The sequence below is a fragment of the Promicromonospora sp. NPDC052451 genome (assembly GCF_044547525.1).
In the GTDB taxonomy this organism is placed as follows: Bacteria; Actinomycetota; Actinomycetes; order Actinomycetales; family Cellulomonadaceae; genus Promicromonospora.
Window position 1 is genome coordinate 187082 of the sequence record NZ_JBIUAP010000004.1, and the last position, 22897, is coordinate 209978.

Below are 22897 nucleotides of genomic sequence, written 5' to 3' on the forward strand. Positions count from 1 at the left end.
CCGGCCCGTACCCCAGTAGAGTCGTCCCCATGCCAGCCCTGTCGGAGCCCATCACGCTCGCCGTCGACGTCGTCACCGAACCTGCGACCTGGGACCGTGAGGTCCTCGCCCTGGGCGGGCACCCGCTCCAGCTCTGGGGCTGGGGTGAGGTCAAGGCAGCCGGGAACTGGCGCGCGCACCGGTTGCGCGTGACGGAGGACGGCACGACGGTCGGTCTCGCGCAGCTTCTGGTGCGCCCGCTGCCGGCCCAGTTCCGCGCGCTGTCGTACGTGCCGCGCGGCCCCGTGGTGGCGCACCACGACGGCGAGACGGCGCAGGCCGTGTTCGGCGTGGGTGACACCGCGACCCGCAACGCAGTGACCAACACCGTGGTCCAGTGGGCCCGGGAGAACGTGGGCGGCGTGGGCATCACGATCGAGCCGGACTGGCCCGCGGGTACGCAGCTCGACCTGGCCGGGCGGCGGTACGCGCCGAACCAGATCATGATCCCGAGCACGCTCATCCTGGACCTCACGCGGTCCAAGGACGAGCTGATGGCGGACATGCGCAAGTCCACGCGGTACGAGATCCGCAAGGGCGCGCGGGCAGGCCTCGACATCCGCCGGGTGACCGAGGAGGCGGAGGTGCTGCGCGTGCTCGACGTCTACAAGGAGACGGCCGAGCGCGCCGGGTTCGCCATCCACCACGACAAGTACTACCTCGACATCCACCGGGAGCTCGGCGAGCGGTCGGTGCTGGTGGCCACCTACATCGACGACGCGCCGGCGACCTTCGCGTGGTGCGCCAACTCGGCCAGCACGTCGTTCCTGCTGTACGGCGGCGGCAACGACGCGGGCCGCAAGGCCACCGCCACGGCGCCCACCTACTGGCGCACCATCGAGATCGCCCAGGAGCAGGGTCTCGTGCGGTACGACATGAACGGCCTGCTCAACGACGGCATCAGCGACTACAAGAAGAGCTTCGCCAAGCACACCGACGAGCTGGTGGGCTCGATCGACGTCGCGTTCTCGCGCTGGTACAACACCTGGAACACGGCCCTGCCGACCGCCAAGAAGGTGGTCCGCAAGCTCCGCCGCGGCTGACCGCTCGGCGCGGCGGTGAGCGAGTGACCTCGGTCATTCGCTCACCGCTGTGCGACTGGCTTCGGTCATTCGCTCACCGCTGTGCGGCTTCGGTCATTCGCACACCGCTGTGCGACTGGCGTCGGTCCCTCGCGCCCCGCGCGCCTGACTGCGGTCACTCGCACCCCGCCGCGCGACTGGCGTCGGTCCCTCGCACCCCGCGCGCCTGACTGCGGTCACTCGTGCCCCGCGCGCCTAACTTCGGTCACGCGCCCCCGTCGCGCGCCTGACTGACTTGCTCCCACTTGACTTCGGTCACTTGCTCCCGACCCCGCGCCGACTTCGGTCACATGACCCCCGCCCCGCGCTAACTTCGGTCGCTTGCCTTGAGATCGGTCACTCAACCGGCCGATCTCGAGACAAGCGACCGAAGTCAGCGCGGCGCCCGGTGCAACCGACCGAGCCCGCGGCTCGGCGCCGCACCCTCCTCGGAGACTCCGTTTCAGCCGCCCCGAACTGGGTCTCAGATCGTGCGTGCTTTTTACCGGTACTCGCGGTAGCGTGTATCTCGATCCAGCGGCGTCGCTCACCGGACGTCGCCGTCCCGAAAACCCCAGGAGTTGGAGCTGATGACCGCAGCCCCGGAAACACCGCGTACCCGCCGGGCGGTACGCGACGTCGTCTTCGTCGACGGCGCCCGCACCCCCTTCGGCAAGGCCAAGCCGGACGGTCTCTACGCCGAGACGCGTGCGGACGACCTGATCGTGAAGGTGGTGCGCGAGCTGCTGCGCCGCCACCCCGAGCTCCCGCCGGAGCGCATCGACGAGGTGGCCATCGCCGCCACGACGCAGCAGGGCGACCAGGGGCTCACGCTGGGTCGGACTGTCAGCATGCTCGCCGGCCTCCCCCAGTCCGTTCCGGGCTACGCCATCGACCGCATGTGCGCCGGCGCCATGACGGCCGCCACCACCACGGCCGCGGGCATCGCCATGGGCGCCGCCGACGTCGTGATCGCGGGCGGCGTGGAGCACATGGGCCGCCACCCGATGGGCTTCGACGCCGACGTCAACCCCCGGTTCGTGGCCGAGAAGCTCGTGGACCCGCAGGCGCTGAACATGGGCGTCACCGCGGAGAACCTGCACGACAAGTTCCCGCAGCTCACCAAGGAGCGCGCGGACCGGTTCGCCGTCGAGTCGCAGGCCAAGTACGCCAAGGCGCTGGCCAACGGGAACATCGACCCCGACCTGGTCCCGGTCGCGATCCGCTCGTCCGAGCTCGGCTGGGGCCTGGCCACGGCCGACGAGCTGCCCCGCCCGGAGACCACGTTCGAGTCCATCCAGGGCCTCAAGACGCCGTTCCGCCCCGGCGGCCGCGTCACCCCCGCGACGTCGTCCCCGCTGACCGACGGCGCCACCGCCGCCATCCTCGCCTCGGGCGACGCGGCGGCCGAGCTGGGCCTGCCGGCGAAGATGCGGCTGGTGTCCTACGGGTTCGCCGGCGTGCCGCCGGAGATCATGGGCTACGGCCCGGTGCCCTCCACGGACAAGGCGCTCAAGGCCGCCGGCCTGACCATCGACGACATCGGCCTGTTCGAGCTGAACGAGGCCTTCGCCGTGCAGGTGCTCTCGTTCCTGGACCACTACGGCATCGCCGACGACGACCCGCGAGTGAACCCCTACGGCGGCGCGATCGCCATGGGCCACCCGCTGGCCAGCTCGGGCGTGCGCCTGATGACGCAGCTCGCCAGGCAGTTCGAGCAGCACCCCGAGGTCCGCTACGGCCTGACCGCCATGTGCGTGGGCCTGGGCCAGGGCGGCAGCGTCATCTGGGAGAACCCGCACCACGCCGACTACTCCGGCCACACGGACGAGGAGAACTGACCGTGACCGAGAACCCCGCCTTCACCGAGCGCGTCACCCACTCCCTCGTCCGGGACGTCCAGCTCCCCGGCGGCGCCGGTGTGCTCGCCCTGGTCACGCTCGACAACGGCCTGGACCACACCAAGCCGAACACGCTCGGCCCGGCCGGCATCGCCGAGCTCAGGACCGCCCTGGAGGGCGTCCGGGCCCGCGCCGAGGCCGGCGAGATCGCCGCCGTGGGCGTGACCGGCAAGCCCTACTTCGTCGCCGCGGGTGCCGACCTCAAGGGCATCACGTCGGTGCACGGCCACGACGAGGCCGTCGAGCTGGGCCGCATGGGCCACGCCGCGTACTCGATCCTCGGCGACCTCCGTGCGCAGACCGGGGTGCCGACCTTCGCGTTCGTGAACGGCCTGGCCCTGGGCGGCGGCCTCGAGGTCGCGCTCAACTGCGACTACCGCACCGTCGCGTCCGACGCCGCGGCGCTCGGCCTGCCCGAGACCGGCATCGGCCTGGTGCCCGGCTGGGGCGGCGCCTACCTCGTGCCCCGCCTGGTCGGTGTCGAGAAGGCGATCGAGGTCGTCCTCACCCGCCCGGCGGCGAACAAGCCCTACAAGCCCGCCGAGGCCCTGTCGATCGGCCTGGTCGACGAGCTGTTCGACGCCGCGGACTTCCTGGAGCAGTCCATCCGCTGGGCGGCGAAGGTCGTCACCGGCGAGATCGAGGTGCCGCGCCGCGAGCTCGACCCGCAGCCCGTGTGGGACGCCGTCGTCGCGGCGGCCAAGGAGCGGCTCGACGTCGTGGTCGGCGCGTCGCGCCCCGCGCCGCACCGTGCCCTCGGACTGATCGCCGCGGCCCGCAACGCCACCAAGGAGGAGGCGTTCGCGGCCGAGGACCAGGCCCTGGCGGACCTGATCATGACCGACGAGATGCGCGCCAGCATCTACGCGTTCAACCTCGTGGGCGCCGGCAAGAAGCCCGCGGGCGCACCGGACCCGAAGCTCGCGCGGCCGGTCACCCGGGTCGGCGTCGTGGGCGCGGGCCTGATGGCCGCGCAGATGGCGTTCCTGTTCGCGCAGCGTCTCGGCGTCCCCGTCGTCATGCGCGACCTGGACCAGGAGCGCGTGGACAAGGGCCTGGCGTTCGTCCGGGAGACCGCCGAGAAGCTCGCCGGCCGCGGGCGCCTGTCGCCCGAGGCGGCCACGCGCATCGTCGCCTCGGTGTCCGGCACCACGGACATCGGCGAGTTCGCCTCCTGCGACTTCGTCATCGAGGCCGTCACCGAGGTGATGGGGCTCAAGAAGAAGGTGTTCGCCGAGCTGGAGGGCATCATCTCCCCGGAGGCGATCCTGGCCACGAACACCTCGGCCCTGTCGGTGACCGAGATGGCGGCGGACCTGGCGCACCCGGAGCGCGTGGTCGGCATCCACTTCTTCAACCCGGTGGCCCAGATGCCGCTGGTCGAGGTGATCACGGCGGACAAGACGTCCGACGAGGCTCTCGCCACGGCGTTCGCCGTCACCAAGAAGCTGCGCAAGACCGCCATCGGCTCGGCGGACCGCCCCGGCTTCATCGTCAACCGCCTCCTGCTGCTCGTGATGGGCCAGGTCGTGGACGCGATCGAGGGCGGCACCCCCGTGGAGGTCGCGGACCGGGCGCTCGCCCCGCTCGGCTTCCCGATGCCCACGTTCGAGCTGACCGACCTGGTCGGCCCCGCCGTGGCGCAGCACGTGCTCACCTCGCTGCGGGAGAACCTGGGCGACCGCATCCCGGCGTCGCAGGGGCTGGCACGGATCGTGGAGGACGGCACGCGCGTGGTGCTGGACGCCCCGGCGAAGGGCCTGCCGAAGCCGGTGAACCCGGCGATCCAGGAGTACTTCGGCGCCGCCCGGCCAGGTGAGCCCGGTGTGCTCGACGCGGACGGCGTGCTCGACTCCGTGCTCACCGCGCTGACGACCGAGATCGGCCTGATGCTGGACGAGGGCGTCGTGCCCGGCCCGCAGCAGATCGACCTGGCCATGATCCTGGGCGCCGGCTGGGGCTTCCACACGGGCGGCATCACGCCCTACCTGGACCGCACCGGCTACAGCGAGAAGGTGCTCGGCCGGCGGTTCCTGCCGGACGGCGTGGCCAACGTGCCCGCCTGAGCCTCCGCTCGAGGACCCTCCGGCACCGGCTGAGCCCGGTGTCGGAGGGTCCCGCTACGCTCGCGCCCATGACGGACGCCATGTCGGGCACGAGAGCGCACTACGTCGTCGTCGGGGACGGCCCCCTCGCCTTCCGCCTCACCCGTGCACTGTCCACCCGCTTCCGGGGCACGGTGGCCGTGCTGGTGCCGGACCGCGCCTCCCGGTACGCGCAGCAGATGGCGGACCTGCCGTCCGTCGAGGTCGTCGAGGCGGAGCGGGTCGACGAGGACTCCCTGGCCACGGCGGGGGCCGACCGCGCCGCGTCCGCGGCGCTCGTGGAGCAGGACGACGGCGGCAACGTCGCCCTGGCACTGCTGCTGCGCGAGAAGTGGCCCGCGCTGCACGTCGTGGTCCGGATCTTCGACGAGTCGCTCGGCCGGCACCTGGAGCGTGACCGCTGCACCGTCCTGTCGTCGTCGGCGTTCGCGGCGCCGGAGATCGTCGCCGCCGCCCTCCGGCGGCAGATCCGGCTACCCGTCGATCACCGCCGGCTGGTCACCGTGTCGGACGAGGAGGAGTCGCTGCCGACCCGGATGGTCCTGTTCGCCACGGACGAGGACGACGCGGTGGTGGCCCTGCCGAACGCCGCCGAGCTGCCCGGGCTGACCCCGAAGGTGTTCCTGGCCGACGCCGGCCCGGACGACGTGATGCCGGAGGTCAGGGCCGAGCTGGAGCCCGACGAGGACGAGGTGGACCCGCACCGCCACCGCCGGTTCGGCGAGTACGTGCGCTCCCTCGCGATCACCTCGGGCCGCAACCTGCTGCTCGCGGCCGGCGTCCTGGCGCTGGTGGTGCTCGCCGGGGCGACGACGATCAAGATCGCCACCGGGTCCTCGTGGGCGGGGGCGCTGTACGAGGCGGTGCTGCCCTCGCTGGCCGGCAGCGACCCCGACCACGGCGCCCACCCGGTCGTGAAGGCGACGCAGGTCGCGCTCACGATCGTCAGCGTCGCCGTGATCCCCTGGGTCACGGGTGTCGTCGTCGACGGCGTCGTGCGCACCCAGCGCCTGCTCGACACCGGCGCCCCGCTGCACCCCATGTCCGGCCACGTGGTGGTCGTCGGGATGGGGGACCTCGGCACCCGCATCGTGCGGTCCCTGGACCGGCGCGGCGTGCCCGTGATCGCCGTCGACGTCGACGAGTCGGCGCGCGGCATCGCCGTCGCCCGCGCCCGGGACGTCCCCGTCGTGATCGGCGACGCCCGCCGGTCGACCACCCTGCGCAGCGCCTACGTCGGCTCCGCGCAGGCGATCGTCGTGGTGACCAGCGGCGGTGCGACCACCATCGGCATCGGCTTCGCGGCGCGCTCCGTGCCGCGGACCGCCGACGCGCCGCCGCTGCGCACGGTGCTGCGCGTCTACGACCGCGACCTGTCCCGCAGGATCCGCCGGGAGGTGCCGGACTCCGCGGGGCTCAGCTCGTCGTTCCTGGCCGCACCCTGGTTCGCCGCTGCGATGATCGGTCAGGAGGTCAAGGCCACCATCCCGTACCGCGACCGGGTGCTGGTCCTCGCAGAGATCGAGATCGGCGAGCACAGCACGCTCGTCGGCAAGCACTCCACGGAGCTCGACGTCCCAGAGACCGACGCCGGGCCCGACGCCGGGCCCGACGCCGGCGCCCCGGGACGTCCCCGCGTGCGCGGCATGGCGAGCCGACTGCTGGCGGTGCGCACGCTCTCGTTCGACAGCGGGGGCGGCGGCCACCTGATCGAGCCGGCCGCGGGGCGCTACCTCCAGCCGCACGACCGGGTGTTCGTCATCGCGACGACGGCCGGCCTCCAGCACGTGCGCGAGGCGGCCCGGTCCCGGCCGGCCCCGAGCGGCCTGAACGACCGGACCAGAACCGGCCCGCTCACCGGTCCACCTGCCGCATAGGTTCGGGGCATGCAGAACGGTCTCAGCGTGCCCCAGGGCGCGGCCCTCACCCTCGGTGCCATGCTTGGCACCGGCGTCATCTCGCTCCCGGCTCTCGCCGCGGGCGTGGCCGGACCCGCGTCGCTCGTGGCGTGGGCCGCGCTCGTGCTCCTCTCGGTCCCGCTCGCCACGACGTTCGCCGCCCTCGGCGCGCGCCACCCCGACGGCGGCGGCGTGGCCACGTACGCGCGGCTCGCGTTCGGCGAGCGGGCCTCCACCATGGTCGGCTGGGCCTTCTACGGGACCATCGGCGTGGGCGCGCCGGCCGCGGCGGGCTTCGCCGGCGCCTACGTCGCCGACGCGACCGGCGGCGGGTCCGGTACCGCACTGGTCACGACGATCGCGATCATCGCGGTGTGCGCCGTCATGAACTGGTTCGACCTGCGGGTCTCCGGCACGGCGCAGCTCGTCATCGCGGGATCGGTGGCGCTGCTGCTCGCGGTCGCCGTCGTCGTGGCGCTGCCGCACGCGCAGGCCGGCAACCTGGTGCCGTTCGCGCCGCACGGGTGGGGTGCCGTCGGCCCGGCGGCCGCGCTGCTGGTGTGGGCCTTCGCAGGGTGGGAGATCCTGGGCTCGCTGTCCGCGGAGTACCGGCGCCCGGCGCACGACATCCCCCGTGCCACGGCGATCGCGGTGGCGGCGGTCGGTGTGCTGTACCTCGGCGTCGCGTTCGCCACGGTCGCGGTGCTCGGGCCGGCGCCGGGCCCTGCACCGCTGTCGGACCTGCTCGTGCTCGGGTTCGGCGAGCAGGCGCGGCCGGTCACCGCTGTGGTGGCGGTGCTGCTGACCGTGGGCGCGATCAACGTCTACTTCGCGGGTGGCAGCCGGATGGGTGCGGCGCTCGCCCGGGACGGCGCCCTGCCCGGCTGGCTCGCGGCCCGGCCGGGCCGCACGCCGCGCCGCTCCCTGACCCTCATCACGGTGGTCGCCCTGGGTACGACGGCGCTGCTGGCGGCCCTGCACCAGACGACCGACGCGATCCTGCTCATGGCGACGGCCACGTTCTCCCTGCTCTACGTGGTGGGCGCGGCCGCCGCCCTACGGCTGCTGCCCCGCTGGGGCGTGGCGTGGTGGTGTGCGGCGGTGTCCCTGGTCGCCGCGCTCGGGCTGCTCGTCATGACCGGCGCGCACATGACGGGCCCCGTGGTCGCGGCACTGGGCGGGCTCGCCTGGACCACCTGGCGGCGGCGCCGGGCGCGGCGTGCACCCGGCCTCACGGATCCAGCAGGCTCGCCAGCACCCGGATCCCTGGCCGGATCGAGCTCGTGACGGCGTTCCCGATCCCGAGCACGATCCCGTCCCGGTGCGGACCGGTCGCATAGGTGGCGAGGGACTCCAGCGCGACGGACCGCCGTCGGGCCCGGGCCACGAGGGTCCGTGAGTCCACGCCGCCGTCCTCCGGCAGGTGGGCGGCCACGTGCAGGCCCGCGGCGGACGGCACCGGCGCGACGGGCAGGTCCGCGAGGGCGTCCAGCAGGATCTCGTGCCGCTCCGCGTACCGCGCCGAGGCCTTGCGGACGTGCCGCGCGAGCAGCCCGTCGTCGAGGAAGCGGGCGAGCGCGGCCTGCACGTGCACGGCACCGTGGCCGTCGGTGAGCTGACGGGCCGCGAGCAGGGCGTCCCGCAGGGACGGCGGGGCCACGAGGTACCCGGCCCGCAGGCCGGGCAGCAGCGACTTGGAGAAGGTGCCCACGTAGACCACCCGGCCGTCCCGGTCGAGAGCCTGCAGCGGCTCCAGCGGGCGGCGGGTGCGGCGGAACTCGCTGTCGTAGTCGTCCTCGACCACGGCGGTACCGTGGCGCCGTGCATGGGCCAGCAGCGCCCGGCGCCGCGCGAGCGACAGCGGCATCCCCAGCGGGAACTGGTGGGAGGGCGTGGTGTACACCAGGCGGGCGCGCTCCGGGATCTCGTCGACGACCAGTCCCTCGGCGTCCACCGGCACGGGAACCACGCGCGCGCCGTGCAGCGCGAACAGCTCGCGGGCCTCGGGATAGCCGGGGTCCTCGACGGCCACGACGTCGCCCGGTTCGAGCAGCACCCGGGCCACCAGGTCGAGCGCCTGCTGCGCGCCCGTGGTGGCGATGACGTCGTCCGGGCCGGCGTGGACGCCGCGGGCTCCCGAGACGTACCGCGCGACGGCCGCGCGGAACCGGGGCAGGCCCGCGGGGCTGCCGTATGCCCCCGCCGCCGGACCGCCCGCCCGGGACTCGGCGGCCAGCAGCCGGCGCCACGTGTCGAAGGGGAAGAGGCTCGCGTCCGGGATGCCCACGCGGAAGTCGTGGTCGGGTGCGGCCGCGTCAGCGCTGGTGGGCCGGGGGCTCCAGTGCCAGCCGGCGCGCGGCCGCAGCGCGCCCGTACCCCGGCGGCGCGCGGGCGGCGCGTCGTTCGCCGCCTCGGTCGCGTAGGTTCCCGCGCCCGGCCGGGACTCCAGGAAACCCTCGGCGACCAGCCGCTCGTACGCGGTGGCCACGCTCGCCCGGGACACACCCAGGTCGCGGGCGAGGTCCCGCGTCGAGGGCAGCCGCTCCCCCGCCGGGACCCGGCCCGTGGTCAGGGCGCCGCGCAGCGCGCGGTAGATGGCGTCGGTGCGCCCGGTGCGGTGGCTGAGATCGACGGCGAGGTCCATCCGCCGATCATCGCCCATGGTCGCCGCGCTGCTCGGGTCCCGGGTTCCCCCGGCGGCCCGGACACGGTTGAATGCGTACCGACATGACCACGTACTACACGTCCGACCTGCACTTCGGACACCTGAACATCATCCGTTTCTGCGACCGCCCGTTCGCCGGCGTGCCCGCGATGAACGCACGCCTGGCCGAGCTCTGGAACGAGACGGTCACCGAGGACGACACGGTCTGGGTGCTGGGCGACGTCGCCCTGGGCGCCCTCGACGAGTCACTGACGTGGATCGGCCGGCTCGCGGGGCACAAGATCCTGGTCCCCGGAAATCACGACCGCTGCTGGGAGGGCGACCCCTCCCTGCGCAAGGGCGACCCTGAGGCACGAAGCCTGCGGCGCACGGCGGCCCGGGAGCGCTATCTGGCCGCGGGTTTCGCCGAGATCCACGACCGTCCGGACCCGGTGACGCTCGGCGTCCCGGACGTGACGCTGTCCCACTTCCCCTACGAGGGCGACTCGCACGGGGCGGACCGGTACGTCGAGCACCGGCCCGCGGACCGGGGCGGCTGGGTGGTGCACGGGCACGTGCACGACACGTGGCGCCAGCGGGGGCGGCAGATCAACGTCGGCGTCGACGCGTGGGGCGGTCGACCGGTACCTGCCGCGACCGTGGCAGCGCTGATCGCCGACGGCCCGCAGGAGCTGGCCCCGGTGGCCTGGGCCTGACCCTGGCCTGGTCCGGGTCACGGTGGCCGGACATGACAAGAGCGCACGTTCTGAAGGTGACGAACGTGCGCTCAGGCGTCAGTGTGCATGGCGTCGCAGGTACGCGAGGCCCACGCACTGCGTCAGCGGAAGCGCCAGGGCGCCGCCCGCCGCGCGGGGGGTCATGCCGATACGAGGGTCTCCGCGTCGCGGTGCTCACGGTCCGACTTGTAGGACGCGATCTCCGCGGCGTTGAACCGGAGGTCCGTACCGACCATGTGGTAGTCGATCTCACCCGCTTCGAGCAGGTCGATGACGTGGAGCTTCGACACGCCCAGCAGCCGCGCGGCTTCGAGCGTGGTGAGGTCCTGACGGGTCCTGTTGGCTTCGGCTTCCAATGTGATTTCGTTCACACGACAAGTCTTGCGCCTTCGAGCGGCTGCAGTCCAGTCGAATCGGTGCGAGTTTCAATATTCGATGATGATTCTTTTCTCCGCCCGGTCGCATTGTTCGGTAATTGGTCCCCCGCGGACCGCGACGAGTGGACGCGACGACGCTCCGGATGTGGCACGATGGCGGCGTTCCGCCGTGAGCCACGGTGGACCTCCTGCCAGTTTTCCTGCCGACTGGCGGATCGAAACGATCCACCGCGCACGAGGGGGATGGATGGGCGCTCCGCCCGTAGTGCTCGACGAGATTCCCGCGATCAGCACCACGCCCTCGCAGCTCCAGGCGATTCTTGACATCAATCGGAACGCTTACGACGCGCTCGCGGGGACGTACCGGGCAACAACGCTCTCCCGCCAGGAGAACGCCAAGAAATGGCTCACTCAACGGCTCCCTCGGGTAACGGGCGCCGAGCAGCCCACGGCGCTGGACATCGGCTGCGCCGACGGGACCCACTCCCGCGTGCTGTCCGCACTCGGGTACACCGTCACCGGCGTGGACTTCTCGGCGCAGATGATCGCCGCCGCCCGGGAGCTCTGCGACGACCCGACCCAGCCCCGCCGCCCCCGCCTGCTGCACGGAGAGTTCCTGGCGGGCCGGTACGTCGACGAGGACGGCCGGGAGACCCGGCTCGACGGGGCGCTGTTCGACCTCGTGCTCGCCACCGCCTTCGTCCACCTCTTCCCGCCCGAGAGCGACGAGGAGGCCGTGCACAAGGTGCTCGCCCATGTGGCCCCGGGCGGGACCGCGCTCGTCTCGACGACGGTCGCCGCCTCGGGCCACCGGGGCTTCGAGAGCAAGACGGGTGCCGACGGCCGGACCACCGTGCGCTGGCGGAACCGCTACGAGCTCGAGACCTTCGTGTGGCTCGTGGGCCAGGCGGCCCGTGACGTCTACGGCGCGAAGACCTCCGTGCGGCCCTGGGTGGTCGGCGACCCGGAGGACACCGGCAAGGTCTGGATCGACGTCGCCGTCGCCCGCCCGTCCTGATCAGGCCTGCTGCAGGCCGCGGTAGACGGCCGTGCGGAGCTCGACCGCGTAGGGCCGCAGGGCGGGCATCCCCAACCGTGCGGCCGCGTCGATCTCCGCCTCGACGTCGTACGGCACACGAACGAGCTGGAGCCCGAAGGGTGCCGGGGCGGGGTCGTCGACCACGCCCTCCAGAATCGCGTAGCTCGGCACCGGCTCGTCCAGCGGGTTACCCACGCTCCCCACGTTGAAGAGGGTCCGGCCGTGGTCCACCTTGACGAACGCGTCGTGGATGTCGCCGTACCCCACGACGGACGGCGCAGGACCCTCGCCCGTCATCGGGGTGTTGGCGAACATGCCGTCGAACTCCTCCGGCGTGTGGCGCGCCCGCACCCGGACGTGCGGACTGACCGCCGACGCGTGGAACAGCCGGATCTGACGCCCGCTGATCAGCAGGTCGTGGCTGAGCGGCAGCGCTGTCAGCCACTCGCGCTGATCCGCACGGAGCTCGTCGCGCCACCAGATCATCTCCGCGGCGGACTCGTCGTCCCAGACGGGCAGGTGGTCGTCCCAGTTGCCCCTGATGTTCACGTCACAGACCTTGTCGCACCGGTCGACGACCTCGCTGCCCCGGGGCCCCTTGCCCACGAAGTCACCGAGGTTGATGATCCGGTCGATCCCACGCGACGCGATGTCGTCGAGCACCGCGTCCAGGGCCGTGAGGTTGCCGTGCGCGTCGCTGATCAGGGCAATTCTCTCCAGAGGCACACTCCGGATCGTCCCACACCCCAGCCCTTCCTCACCCACCCGTCTCCGGCCGGAGGTGCTCCACGCCCAGGACGCGCCGTTCGTCGCCCGGGCCGAGCGCGGGCGCCGTCCGCTCGGCCGGCACCGGGTGCCCGACGGCCAGCGAGAGCGAGTGCAGCACGTGCTGCAGGATCGGCGGGTTCAGCTCGTCCCCGCCGTCGTACTGCGCAAGCCCGATGCCGAGCCGTTCGATCGACTTGCGATAGAGGTGGAACTCGACGTAGCCGGACGCCTCCGGCGTCCCCGGATCCCGGATGGAGCCGCTGTACTGGACGGTGGTCTGGTAGGTGTGGATGTTGAGCTGACCGCGTCCGGCCGCGTTGATCTCCTCGGCGAGCGCGAGGAGCCGGCCGTGCGCCCGCACCACCTGCCCGATGAAGGCACCGTCGCGGTCGTAGTACCCGTCGATGGTCGCCGCGATCGCCGGATGGTCGACCAGCCACACCGGATCCACCTTGACCACGTCCACGTCCACACCACGGTTGGCCATCGCCCAGATCAGGTCGGGATCGCGCGCCACGCTCGTCATGCCGAACCCGAACACGACGACCTGCCGCCGCGCCGACTTCCAGATTCCCAGCGAGGCGTTGCGATGCTCACGGTCGGCGCTCACCCACTCGATGCCACGGTACTGCCGCAGCTCCTCGAGCAGGCGGGCCCGTTCGAGCTCCGCCTCCCGCTCCAGGCGGTGCCGCGCGACGTAGACCTGCTCGACGAGGTAGAGCACGGCGATCACCACCGTGGCGACGGCCGTGCACCAGACGATCGGCACCGTCACGCTGGGTGGCATCAGGTCGGGAACGAACGTGAGAGCCAGGTTCGACACCGCTCCCAGCGCGACGACCAGCAGACTTCCCCTTGCCCAGCCCTGCACGTGGACCACCCCCAGGACCTGCGCACAACGACCTGGTTTCTGTACGTCGATGCTATGGCAACAAGTAGGTCAAGTCTAGACAATTACGAAACGTCAGTTTCCTCGGCGAACCATCGGGGTCCCCAGGTCCTCCGCCTCCCCCCGCACCTCCTGAGCCTCCCCGAACCGCTCCTGGTCGTGCAGAGCCAGCGCCAGCGCCCGCAGCGCCTCGGCCAGCGGCGCGCGGTGCCGCTCCGCGTCCGGGCCGGGGCTGCCTGCCAGGTCGCGCAGCAGCACGACCGCCTCGGACGCCGGGGCCACGGCCTCGTCGCCCAGCCGCAGGGCCGCGAAGCTCGCGCTCACCGTGGTCAGCGACCGTGCCAGCCGGGGGCGGTACCGCTCCGGGTCGCGGGCGGCGAGCTCGCGCCATGCCCGCGTCGCCTCCCGTTCCGCGTCGAGCGCGGCCAGCGGCCGGTCCAGGCGCGAGTACGTGGCGCCGACGCCGGACAGCGCGCCGGCCAGCCCCGGCAGGTGCCGGTCGCGGTCGCCGGCCACGAGCCGCCGTCGGACCTCGACCGCCTCGAGCTGGAGCGCGACGCCCTCCCGGGTCTCGCCCCGGGCCGCCAGCGTGGTGCCCAGGGCCTGGAGGGAGCGGGCGAGGTCGGGCAGGTAGCGGCCGGGGTTCTCCTCGGCGGTCCGCCGGTGGGTCGCGACAGCCTCGGTGAGATACGGGACGGCCTCCTCGTCGTCCCCCTGCTCGACGAGCGCGCTGCCCGTCACCGACAGCGCGTCACCCAGACCCGGCAGGTGGGCGTCGGGGTCCGTGGCCGCCAGGTCCCGGCTCAGCCCCAGGGACTCGGCGGCCGGGCCGATCGCCTCGGCGGCCCGGCCCAGATCCACCAGCCACCGGGCCACGCCCGCCAGCGCACGCGCCAGCCCCGGGACGAACCGCTCCGGGTTCTCCTGCGCAAGCCGCCGCCAGACCTCCACCGCCTCCCGGCCCGGCGCCAGCGCGGCCGCGGGGTCGCCCAGCGCCGCCGTCGTCGCGGCCAGGTCGGTGAGGGCGGTCGCGAGCTCGGGCCACGCGGCACCGGTGGCGTCGCCCGCGGCCAGGAGGCGCAGCAGCGCCACGGCCTGTCCCGCCAGGTCCCGGGCCTCCTCGTACCGGCCCTGCTCGGCGCAGGTGGCCGCCAGGTGCGCGAGCTGGACCGCCAGGCGCGGCCGGAACCGCCGCGGGTCGGCCCCCGCGAGGCGCTGGAACTGGGACACCGCCCGGCGTTCGTGGGGTTCGGCGTCCTCGGCCCGGCCGGCCTCGCGCAGCGCGACGCCGGCGTCGTGCCGGGCCTCGGCGAGCCGGGCGCCGTCGGGGGCCGCACCGAGGGCCCCGAGCGTGCGCGACGCGAGCTCGGCGCGCAGCTCGCCCAGCGCCAGCGACGGGTGCGGGAAGGCCCCCGAGACGGCGCGGAGGGTGTCGTGCTCCGGGGGCAGGGCCGCGACCGCCGCACCCAGCCGGTCCAGGGCCGGTCCGTGCTCCGCGCAGCGGGCGTCGAGCCGCTCGGCGGCGACGGCGGTCATCCGCAGGGCCGCCCGGCGGGCCGATGCCGGGCTCGCCCCCGTCAGGCACGCCGCGAGCAGGTCGGGTGTGTCCGTCAGCTCGGCCAGCAGGTGGGGGTCGAGCAGCCGGGCGGGCAGGGCCCGGGCCGGGTCCAGCGCCAGCAGCCAGCGGGCCACGCCGGCCCGGCCGGCGTCCTGCACGCCCGGTACCACCGACGCGACCCGGCGGACGAGGTTCTCCGCCGCGTCCTGGGTGCGCACGCCGGTGAGCGTGGCCGCGGCGACCAGGGCGTCCATGGCCTCGGGCCGGAACCCGGTGCCGCCGAGCACCCCCTCCTCCTCGGCCGAGCGGAACCAGCTCCAGCGCTCGTGCTCCAGCAGCTCGTCGAGGGCGTCGGACACGTCGACCGGCAGGACTCCCGCCGGCGGGCCCGTCTGCGAGCGCAGCACCGCGCAGAGCGCCGCCGCCTGGAGGTCGAGCATCCGGGCCCCGCCCGGCACGGAGGCGACCGCGACCCGCGGCACGGGGACGCCGAGCGCCTGTGCGTACGGTCCCACGAACGCGGTCACGAGCCGGGCGTCGACCTGGCCGGGCAGCACCTCGGGGCGCAGTGCCCGGTCGGACCGGGCGGGTCCGAGCAGCGCCCGGACGTCCGGGTCGGTCGCCGCCAGGCGGTCGAACCACACACCTGCGTCCCGTGCGACCAGCAGCACGCGCAACGCGCCGTTGCGGCCACGGGCCGCCGTCCGCAGGAGGTCCGCGAGCGCCGGGCCGCGCCGTTCGGCGTCGTCCACGAGCAGGAGGGCGGGGGCGCCGTCGGGGACGGCGGCCAGGGCGGCGGCCTCGGCACCGTCGGGCACGTCGAGGCAGGTCCAGCCGGCGTGCGCCCTCTCGTGCGCGACCTCGCGCGCGAGGCGGGTCTTCCCGACGCCGCGCGGGCCGCTGACCAGGCGGACGGACACCGGTCGCGGGTCCTCGCACCAGGCGGCGAACGAGGCCCGCTCGGCCGTGCGCCCGAGGAACGGCACGGTGCGCCGGGCAGGGGCGAGCAGCCGGGCGGGCGAGGTGACGTGCGCGACCGTCGCACCGGCGGGTGACGACAACGGGGACACGACGTCAGTGAACCGGAAAACCTCTCGAACCGGTTATCACACCCGTCGCCGACCGCCGAGGCTCATTCCGTGCTGGCGAGGCGCCGCTGCTCCTCGGCCAGGATGGTGCGCGACAGCCTGGTCTCGGACGGCGCGGCGACGTCCACGGCCGACGGCGACACGTCAGTGATCTCGGACTGGCGGGCGAACTCCTCGAACAGCGCCGCCTTGGAGCCGAGGATCTCCATCATCCGCTGGTCCACGGAGTGCTCGACCAGGAGCCGGTGCACCTGGACGGTGCGGGTCTGGCCCATCCGGTGGGCGCGGGCCACGGCCTGCGCCTCGATGGTGGGCTTGACCTGGGGTTCGCAGAAGATGACGACGCTCGCGGCCTGCACGTTGAGCCCGACTCCCCCGGCGGTGATCTGGCTGACCAGCACGGACGGTCCGCCGGGCGCGGACAGCGCGTCGACCATGGTCTGCCGCTCGGGCACGGGCACGGACCCGGTCAGCGGGCCGACGGCGAGGTCGCCGAGCAGGTCCATGACCTGTTCCAGCACGGACAGGAAGTAGGAGAAAACGATGACGCGGCGGCCGGCGTCGACGGCCTCGGCGACGAGCTCGCGCAGGCGCACGAGCTTGGCCGAGTCCCCCGGGTCGGTGACCGCGAACGCGGCCTGGCGCATCGCCATGAAGTTCCCCGCGAGGACCGCCTCGCGGTAGGCGGCGCCGTCGACGGGACCGAACTGCTCCCACTCGTCCACCTGCACCATCTCGGGCAGCTCGGTGAGCACGTCCTCCTGGTTGCGGCGCAGGTAGGCGGGCGCGACGATGCGGCGGAACGCCTTGGCCCCGGACAGGCCGGCGTTGGGGTCGAGCTGCCCGGCCACCTCGGGCTGCAGGTAGCCCACCATGTTCTTGAACTCGGCGACCTTGTTCTCCATCGGGGTGCCGGACAGGAACAGGACGCGGTCGGACCGGTCGGCCCAGCGCCGCACCTCGCGGCCGCGCAGCGTCTCGGGGTTCTTCACGTAGTGGGCCTCGTCGACGACCAGGAGCGCGGGCCGCAGGTCGTGCGGCAGGTCGAGCCGGCCGAGCACCTCGAAGGTCGTCACGGCGACGCCGCCGTCGGTGACCCAGCGGGCGGCGGCCCGCTCCCGGTCGGTGCCGTGCAGCACGACGGCGGTCAGGCTGGAGTGCTGCCGCACCTCCCGCTCCCAGTTGGTGACCACGCTGGCAGGGCAGACGACGAGCACGTGCGTGCCGCCGGTCGCCACGAGGTGCGCGGCCACGGCGATGGACTGCATGGTCTTGCCCAGCCCCATCTCGTCGCCGAGGATCGTGCGCCGCTGCACCAGCGCGTACTTCGCGCCGAACTGCTGGTAGCCGCGCAGGCTGGCGCGCAGCAGGGTCCGGTCCAGGGGCTGCGCCTCGACCCGGCGGACGACGTCGGCGGGCAGCCCGCCCTCGGCGGCCTCGTGGTCGTCGCCGAGGTCCACGACCTGGGACAGCAGCCCGTAGTACTCGGCCGAGCGCGCCTCGAAGTCGGCCCACACCTCGGCCGCCTCGGGCGGCTGCCCGACGGCGGCGCGGACGGCCCGTGCGTCGTCGGTCAGGCGTGCGGCCGCCACCTGGTCCGCGAGCGCCGAGACCGCGACCAGGGCGGCGGTCCTGCGGTCGGCGGGGGCCACGAGCCGGCGCCAGACGCTCGCGGCGAGCCCTGCGGGCTCCAGGTGGGCGGGGACGACGTCGGCCACGCGGCGGGCCTCGTCGAGGTGCCGGTGCCGGGCGTCGGTGGCGAGGCCGAAGGCGTACAGCGCCTGGACGAGCACGGTGGCGTAGGGGTCGTCGGGGTCGACGTCGATGCGGAAGCGCAGCTCGGCGTCGGCCTGGTCGGCGAGCTCGCGGGCGGCCGACGTGGCGAGCCGTGCGGTTCCCGCGCCGATGCCGGCGTCGACCAGGCGGTCGGTCCCGGCGGCGAGCACCTGCGTGACGTGCGTGAACCCGGCCTTCTCCAGGACGGCGACACGCAGCTTCTTGCGCCGTTCCTCCAGTGCCGTGACCGGGACGGTGCGCAGGTCGGCGTGCACGCGGACCTCGCGGGTGGCGGTGTAGGCGTCGCGGACGCGCTCGCGCAGGCCGAGGTCGGCGGTGGTGAGCAGGCGGGCGTCGTCGAGCAGCGCCCCGGCCTGCTCCAGCACGCGGCGGGCCGCGCGAGCCTTCCAGGGCCGGGGCGGTGCGGGGGCGGCGGCCGGGGTGTCCGCCGGGCTGGGGAGGGTCGTCTGCTCGGTCATGGCGCTGCGAGCGTACCCGGATGGTCTGACATGCCCCATTTGCTCCAGGGCTATGTTGAGGGCATGACCCACGAGCAGAGCACATTCGGCGGAACGCCCGTCACGACCGTTGAGGAACTGCGCGAGATCATCCCGCCGCCCCTCGACACGGCGGCGAACAAGGTGCGCCCCGCGCTGCACGAGCTCGACCGGCAGTGGCTGGCGGCCTCGCCGCTGTGCCTGGTCGCGACGTCCGACGCCGAGGGCAACCTCGACGTCTCCCCCAAGGGCGACCCGGCCGGTTCCCTGGTGCGGGTGCTGGACGACCGCACGATCGCGATCCCGGAGCGACCCGGCAACCGGCGCACCGACGGGTTCCTCAACGTGCTGGCCAACCCGCACGTGGGGCTCATCTTCGTGATCCCTGGGCGGGGCGACACGCTGCGGGTCAACGGCCGCGCCCGCCTGGTGCGCGACGCGCCCTACCTCGCCGACCTCCAGGTGCGCCGCAACGTGCCGGTGCTCGCGCTGGAGGTGGACGTCGAGGAGGTCTTCCACCACTGCTCCAAGGCGTTCCTGCGCTCCCGGGCGTGGGACCCGGAGACGTGGGACGCCGAGTCGGTGCCGCGCCGTGCCGTCCTCGCGCACACGCTGGAGCGGCCCGAGCAGACCCTGGCCGAGGTCGAGGCGCACTACGGCCCGAGGTACGCCGAGACCATCTACGGCTGAGCCTCGTCCATCCCCAGCATCGCGCGGACCGGTGCCACGCCCCGCAGCGTCACGCCGGGGCGGTGGGCGTCGAGCCGCGCGTCCCACGCCGCACGCGTCATCCGGTACCGGTTCTCGGTGGCCCGCTCGCCCTGCCTGTCACGCAGGACGACGCCGTTCGGCGCGTAGCCGAGCGAGCGCGTCACCCCGTTCGACTCCGGGTTGTCGTCGAACGCCTCCGTGGTGGCGACGGCGGCGTCGAACCCCTCGAACAGCAGGTGCAGGGCCATGAGCCGCATGCGCTTGCCGAGGCCCTGGCCGTGGTGCGCCAGGCCGAGCCACGACCCCGTGCCGGCCGACCGCGTCACCGGGTAGTCGGTGGCGGCCACGGACTGCACGCCGACGGGCTCCCCGTCACGGAACACCGCGAGCTCCAGCGCCCACGCCTCGGGCGCCGTCCGGCCTCTGGCCGCCCAGTGGTACTGCAGCACGCCGCGCCGCACCTCCTCGGGCGTCCCGACGTTCCACGGGACCAGGAACGGACGGCGTCCCGGCTCGTGGACACCGGCCACCGCGAGGTCGGCCAGCGTGGCGAGCTCTGCGTCGTCGGGCAGGCGCAGCTCGAGGTCGCCGCTGGCGACCCGGAGGCCGAAGGGCGGGAACATGCCGACGAGGTCCATCGTCCGACCGTTCCAGGACCGGTCGGTCAGGGGCAACCCGATATTCCCCGCCGGCGGAGGCGCCCCAGGACCCGGCGGTAGGTCCGGCACACGGGCCGGGTCTCGGCCGGCTCTCGTGGCAGGACGGCCCGGCCGGCCCTGGTGAGCCGTCTACTCCAGGGTCGCGTCCGCCGCGCGCAGCGCGACCGCCGCGAGGTCGCCCTCGGTCTCGGCCGCCCAGGCACGCTGCCGGGCCGCGCCGCCGCCCGAGGCCCACAGGCCGCCCAGCAGGTCGGTCACGGCATCGAGGTCGCCCTGGTCGGCCAGGGCCTCGCGCACGTGCGCCACCAGCGCGCCGACGACGTCGTGCGCCGGGGCCGGACGCCACGTCCGCGGGTCCACGAGGTCACCCTTGAGACCGGACCGGCCGGCCCGCCACAGCGCCGTGCGCAGGATCTCGACTGGCACGTCCGGCGCGGGGTCGCCCGCGGCCCGCGCGGCCGTCTCGACCAGGCCCCGGGCCAGCGCCGCCAGGAGCGTCGCGGTGTCCGCCGACAGGCACACGTCCGCCACCCGGATCTCCACGGTCGGGTAGCGCGCCGACAGCCGGGCGTCGAAGTACACCATCCCCTCGTCCAGGATGGTGCCCGTCGCGACCAGGTTCTCGACCGCCTCGTGGTACGCCTCCGGGGTGCCGAAGCGCCGCGTCGGGCCTGCCGTGTGCCAGCGCGACCAGACCTGCGAGCGGAAGCTCGCGTACCCGGAGTCGTCGCCCATCCAGTACGGCGAGTTGGCCGACAGCGCCAGCAGCGGCGCGAGCCACGGCCCGATGCGGTCCAGCACGGCGACGCCCTCGGCGTCGTCGGCCACCGCCACGTGCACGTGGCAGCCGCTGGTGAGCTGCTCGCGGGCGGTCAGCCCGAACTCGGCCTGCGCCAGGAGGTACCGCAGCTTGCCGACCGTGGTCCCGGCGAGTGCCAGGGGCGACGTCCCCAGCGCGGCGATGCGGGCGTCGTGCCGGTCGGCCGCCGCCTGGGCACCTGCACGACCCTCCCGGATCGCGGCGGCGATGTCCTCGAGCGACCAGCGCGGCGGCGTGGCCGTCTCGATCTGCTCCTCCATGAGCTCGTGCTCCAGCGGCCCGTCGTCCGGCTGCGCGCTGCCGATCACGTCCTGCGCCCGCGCGATGGGGGCGCCGTCGTGCCCGACCAGCATCAGCTCCTCCTCGACGCCGACGGTGCGTCCGGCCCTGGTCACAGCAGCGCCAGTGCCGCCAGGGCGTCACGCGTCGCGTCGGCGGCCGTCATGCGCTGCGCACGGACGATGTGGTCGCGGCTGGCGTGGTCGAGGAACGCGACCGGCAGGCCCAGGTGCACCTGCGGGGTGGTGATGCCCTGCTCCCCGGCGCGCTGCGCGAGCATGTCGCCCACCCCGCCGTCCACCACGCCGTCCTCCACCGTGACCACCAGGTCGTGCTCGCCGCACAGCTTGACGAGGTTCTCCGGGACGGGTAGCACCCACGTCGGGGAGGCCACCGTGGCCTCGACGCCGTGCGCCGCGAGCGCCGCGCCGGTCTCCATGGCGCAGGCCGCCATCGAGCCGACGCCGACCACGAGCACCCGCCGGGCCGGGCCGTCCTGGCGGCGGTTGGTGTCGGGGGCGAACCGCCCCACGACGTCCACGCCGTCGAGGGCCTCGAGCGCCGGGATCTCGTCGCCGACGGCGCCCTTGGGGTAGCGGACCACGGTGGGCGCGTCGTCGACGTCGACGGCGGTGCGCAGGGCCTCGCGCAGCGTCGGCTCGTCGCGCGGGGCGGCCAGGCGCAGGCCGGGCACGATGCGCAGCATCGCCATGTCCCACATGCCGTTGTGGCTGGCGCCGTCGTCGCCGGTGACGCCGGCGCGGTCCAGCACGAACGTGACGCCCGCCTTGTGCAGGGCGACGTCCATGAGCACCTGGTCGAACGCGCGGTTCAGGAAGGTCGCGTAGACGGCGACGACGGGGTGCAGCCCGGCGAACGCCATGCCGGCGGCCGAGGTGACGGCGTGCTGCTCGGCGATGCCGACGTCGAAGGTGCGGTCCGGGAACTGCTCCTGGAACGGTGCGAGCCCCACGGGGTGCAGCATGGCGGCGGTGATTGCGACGACGTCGGGCCGGCGGCGGCCGATGGTGACGATCTCGTCGGCGAAGATCTTGGTCCAGCCGAACCGGCTGGGCGCCACGGGCAGCCCCGTCTCGGGGTGGATGACGCCGACGGCGTGGAACCGGTCGGCGATGTCCTCCTCGGCGGGCTTGTAGCCGCGGCCCTTCTCGGTGATCGCGTGCACGATCACGGGGCGGCCGTAGGCCTTGGCGCGGCCGAGCGCGCGCTCGAGGGCCTCGGTGTCGTGGCCGTCGACGGGGCCGATGTACTTGATGCCCAGGTCCTCGAACATGCCCTGCGGCGCGACGACGTCCTTGAGGCCCTTCTTGAGGCCGTGCAGCCAGCGCCAGGCGAAGCGCCCGGGCGCCCCGGAGCGGTGCAGGGTGCGCGTGCCCCAGCTCAGGAACGCCTCGTAGCCGCGGGTGGTGCGCAGGGTGTCGAGGTGGTTGGCGAGCCCGCCGATGGTCGGCGAGTAGGAGCGGCCGTTGTCGTTCACGACGATCACGAGCCGGCGGTCCCGGCTCTCCGCGATGTTGTTCAGCGCCTCCCAGGCCATGCCGCCCGTGAGTGCGCCGTCGCCGATGACGGCCACGACGTGGTCGTCCTTGCCGCGCACCTGGTTGGCCTTGGCGATGCCGTCGGCCCAGGACAGGGCGGTCGAGGCGTGCGAGTTCTCCACGACGTCGTGCTCGGACTCGGCGCGGCTCGGGTAGCCCGAGATGCCGCCGCGCTTGCGCAGGTCGGAGAAGTCCTGGCGGCCGGTGAGCAGCTTGTGCACGTAGGCCTGGTGCCCCGTGTCGAACACGATGGCGTCACGGGGCGAGTCGAAGACGCGGTGCAGCGCGATGGTCAGCTCGACGACACCGAGGTTGGGGCCGAGGTGGCCACCCGTGCGCGAGACGCTCTCCACGAGGAATCGGCGGATCTCCTCGGCGAGCTCCGGCATCTGGCCGGGCGTCAGCGCCCGGACGTCCTCGGGGAGGCGGATGTCGCTCAGCAGACCCATGCGCTTCCTTTCGTCGTGCCCGGTGAGGGGCGGATCGGGGCCC

Annotated in this window: 17 protein-coding genes; 8 read left to right on the forward strand and 9 right to left on the reverse strand. The window is 73.8% G+C overall.

Features of this window, described 5'->3' with window-relative positions:
- The first annotated feature begins 29 nt into the window (after window positions 1-29).
- The 5 genes from ACIG47_RS08875 (at window position 30) to ACIG47_RS08895 (ending at window position 8291) form a co-directional block, all read left to right on the forward strand.
- Window positions 30-1082 (forward strand): lipid II:glycine glycyltransferase FemX, encoded by a 1053-nt coding sequence (locus tag ACIG47_RS08875; RefSeq protein ID WP_397413623.1) that lies wholly within the window; start codon window positions 30-32, stop codon window positions 1080-1082.
- A gap of 608 nt (window positions 1083-1690) precedes the next feature.
- Window positions 1691-2941, forward strand: coding sequence for a thiolase family protein (locus tag ACIG47_RS08880; protein WP_397430484.1), 1251 nt, complete (start codon window positions 1691-1693; stop codon window positions 2939-2941).
- A 2-nt stretch (window positions 2942-2943) separates the two neighbouring features.
- The gene (locus ACIG47_RS08885) at window positions 2944-5067 is read left to right on the forward strand and encodes a 3-hydroxyacyl-CoA dehydrogenase NAD-binding domain-containing protein (RefSeq protein WP_397430485.1); all 2124 of its coding nucleotides are present in this window, start codon (window positions 2944-2946) and stop codon (window positions 5065-5067) included.
- Between the two features lie 68 nt (window positions 5068-5135).
- Window positions 5136-6983: a potassium channel family protein gene (locus ACIG47_RS08890; protein WP_397430486.1), complete on the forward strand. Its 1848-nt coding sequence runs from the start codon at window positions 5136-5138 to the stop codon at window positions 6981-6983.
- Between the two features lie 9 nt (window positions 6984-6992).
- Window positions 6993-8291, forward strand: coding sequence for an APC family permease (locus ACIG47_RS08895; RefSeq protein ID WP_397430487.1), 1299 nt, complete (start codon window positions 6993-6995; stop codon window positions 8289-8291).
- On the opposite strand, the gene ACIG47_RS08900 is transcribed toward ACIG47_RS08895, so the two are convergent.
- Entirely contained in the window at window positions 8236-9648 is a 1413-nt protein-coding gene (locus ACIG47_RS08900; RefSeq protein WP_397430488.1) for a PLP-dependent aminotransferase family protein, read from the reverse strand. The two genes, ACIG47_RS08895 and ACIG47_RS08900, sit on opposite strands and share 56 nt — an antisense overlap.
- Before the next feature lie 83 nt (window positions 9649-9731).
- Between ACIG47_RS08900 and ACIG47_RS08905 the strand changes: the two genes are divergently transcribed.
- Window positions 9732-10364, forward strand: a complete 633-nt coding sequence (locus tag ACIG47_RS08905; RefSeq protein ID WP_397430489.1) for a metallophosphoesterase — start codon at window positions 9732-9734, stop codon at window positions 10362-10364.
- Window positions 10365-10525: 161 nt separating this feature from the next.
- Here ACIG47_RS08905 and ACIG47_RS08910 read toward each other — a convergent pair whose 3' ends face one another.
- Complete coding sequence (locus tag ACIG47_RS08910; RefSeq protein WP_397413640.1) at window positions 10526-10756, reverse strand: excisionase family DNA-binding protein; 231 nt, start codon at window positions 10754-10756, stop codon at window positions 10526-10528.
- A gap of 253 nt (window positions 10757-11009) precedes the next feature.
- Between ACIG47_RS08910 and ACIG47_RS08915 the strand changes: the two genes are divergently transcribed.
- Entirely contained in the window at window positions 11010-11780 is a 771-nt protein-coding gene (locus ACIG47_RS08915) for a class I SAM-dependent methyltransferase (protein WP_397430490.1), read from the forward strand.
- Here the strand turns inward: ACIG47_RS08915 and ACIG47_RS08920 are convergent, their stop codons facing one another.
- The 4 genes from ACIG47_RS08920 to ACIG47_RS08935 all read right to left on the reverse strand — a co-directional run bounded on the left by ACIG47_RS08920 (window position 11781) and on the right by ACIG47_RS08935 (window position 18359).
- Window positions 11781-12527, reverse strand: a complete 747-nt coding sequence (locus ACIG47_RS08920) for a metallophosphoesterase family protein (RefSeq protein ID WP_397430491.1) — start codon at window positions 12525-12527, stop codon at window positions 11781-11783. It lies immediately after the preceding gene.
- Window positions 12528-12558: 31 nt separating this feature from the next.
- Window positions 12559-13449 (reverse strand): hypothetical protein, encoded by an 891-nt coding sequence (locus ACIG47_RS08925; RefSeq protein ID WP_397430492.1) that lies wholly within the window; start codon window positions 13447-13449, stop codon window positions 12559-12561.
- A gap of 84 nt (window positions 13450-13533) precedes the next feature.
- Window positions 13534-16086, reverse strand: a complete 2553-nt coding sequence (locus ACIG47_RS08930) for a tetratricopeptide repeat protein (RefSeq protein ID WP_397430493.1) — start codon at window positions 16084-16086, stop codon at window positions 13534-13536.
- Between the two features lie 62 nt (window positions 16087-16148).
- Window positions 16149-18359 (reverse strand): DEAD/DEAH box helicase, encoded by a 2211-nt coding sequence (locus tag ACIG47_RS08935; RefSeq protein ID WP_397430494.1) that lies wholly within the window; start codon window positions 18357-18359, stop codon window positions 16149-16151.
- A 63-nt stretch (window positions 18360-18422) separates the two neighbouring features.
- Here ACIG47_RS08935 and ACIG47_RS08940 point away from each other — a divergent pair, with 63 nt between their 5' ends.
- Window positions 18423-19067, forward strand: coding sequence for a pyridoxamine 5'-phosphate oxidase family protein (locus tag ACIG47_RS08940; protein WP_397430495.1), 645 nt, complete (start codon window positions 18423-18425; stop codon window positions 19065-19067).
- On the opposite strand, the gene ACIG47_RS08945 is transcribed toward ACIG47_RS08940, so the two are convergent.
- The 3 genes from ACIG47_RS08945 to dxs form a co-directional block, all read right to left on the reverse strand.
- A complete protein-coding gene (locus ACIG47_RS08945) occupies window positions 19058-19726 on the reverse strand; it encodes a GNAT family N-acetyltransferase (RefSeq protein ID WP_397430496.1) in 669 nt (222 codons plus the stop codon). The genes ACIG47_RS08940 and ACIG47_RS08945 overlap by 10 nt on opposite strands.
- A gap of 150 nt (window positions 19727-19876) precedes the next feature.
- Complete coding sequence (locus tag ACIG47_RS08950; RefSeq protein WP_397430497.1) at window positions 19877-20962, reverse strand: glutamate--cysteine ligase; 1086 nt, start codon at window positions 20960-20962, stop codon at window positions 19877-19879.
- Window positions 20959-22854 (reverse strand): 1-deoxy-D-xylulose-5-phosphate synthase, encoded by a 1896-nt coding sequence (gene dxs, locus ACIG47_RS08955; RefSeq protein ID WP_397430498.1) that lies wholly within the window; start codon window positions 22852-22854, stop codon window positions 20959-20961. The genes ACIG47_RS08950 and dxs overlap by 4 nt, the downstream gene beginning before the upstream one ends.
- Window positions 22855-22897 lie beyond the last annotated feature (43 nt).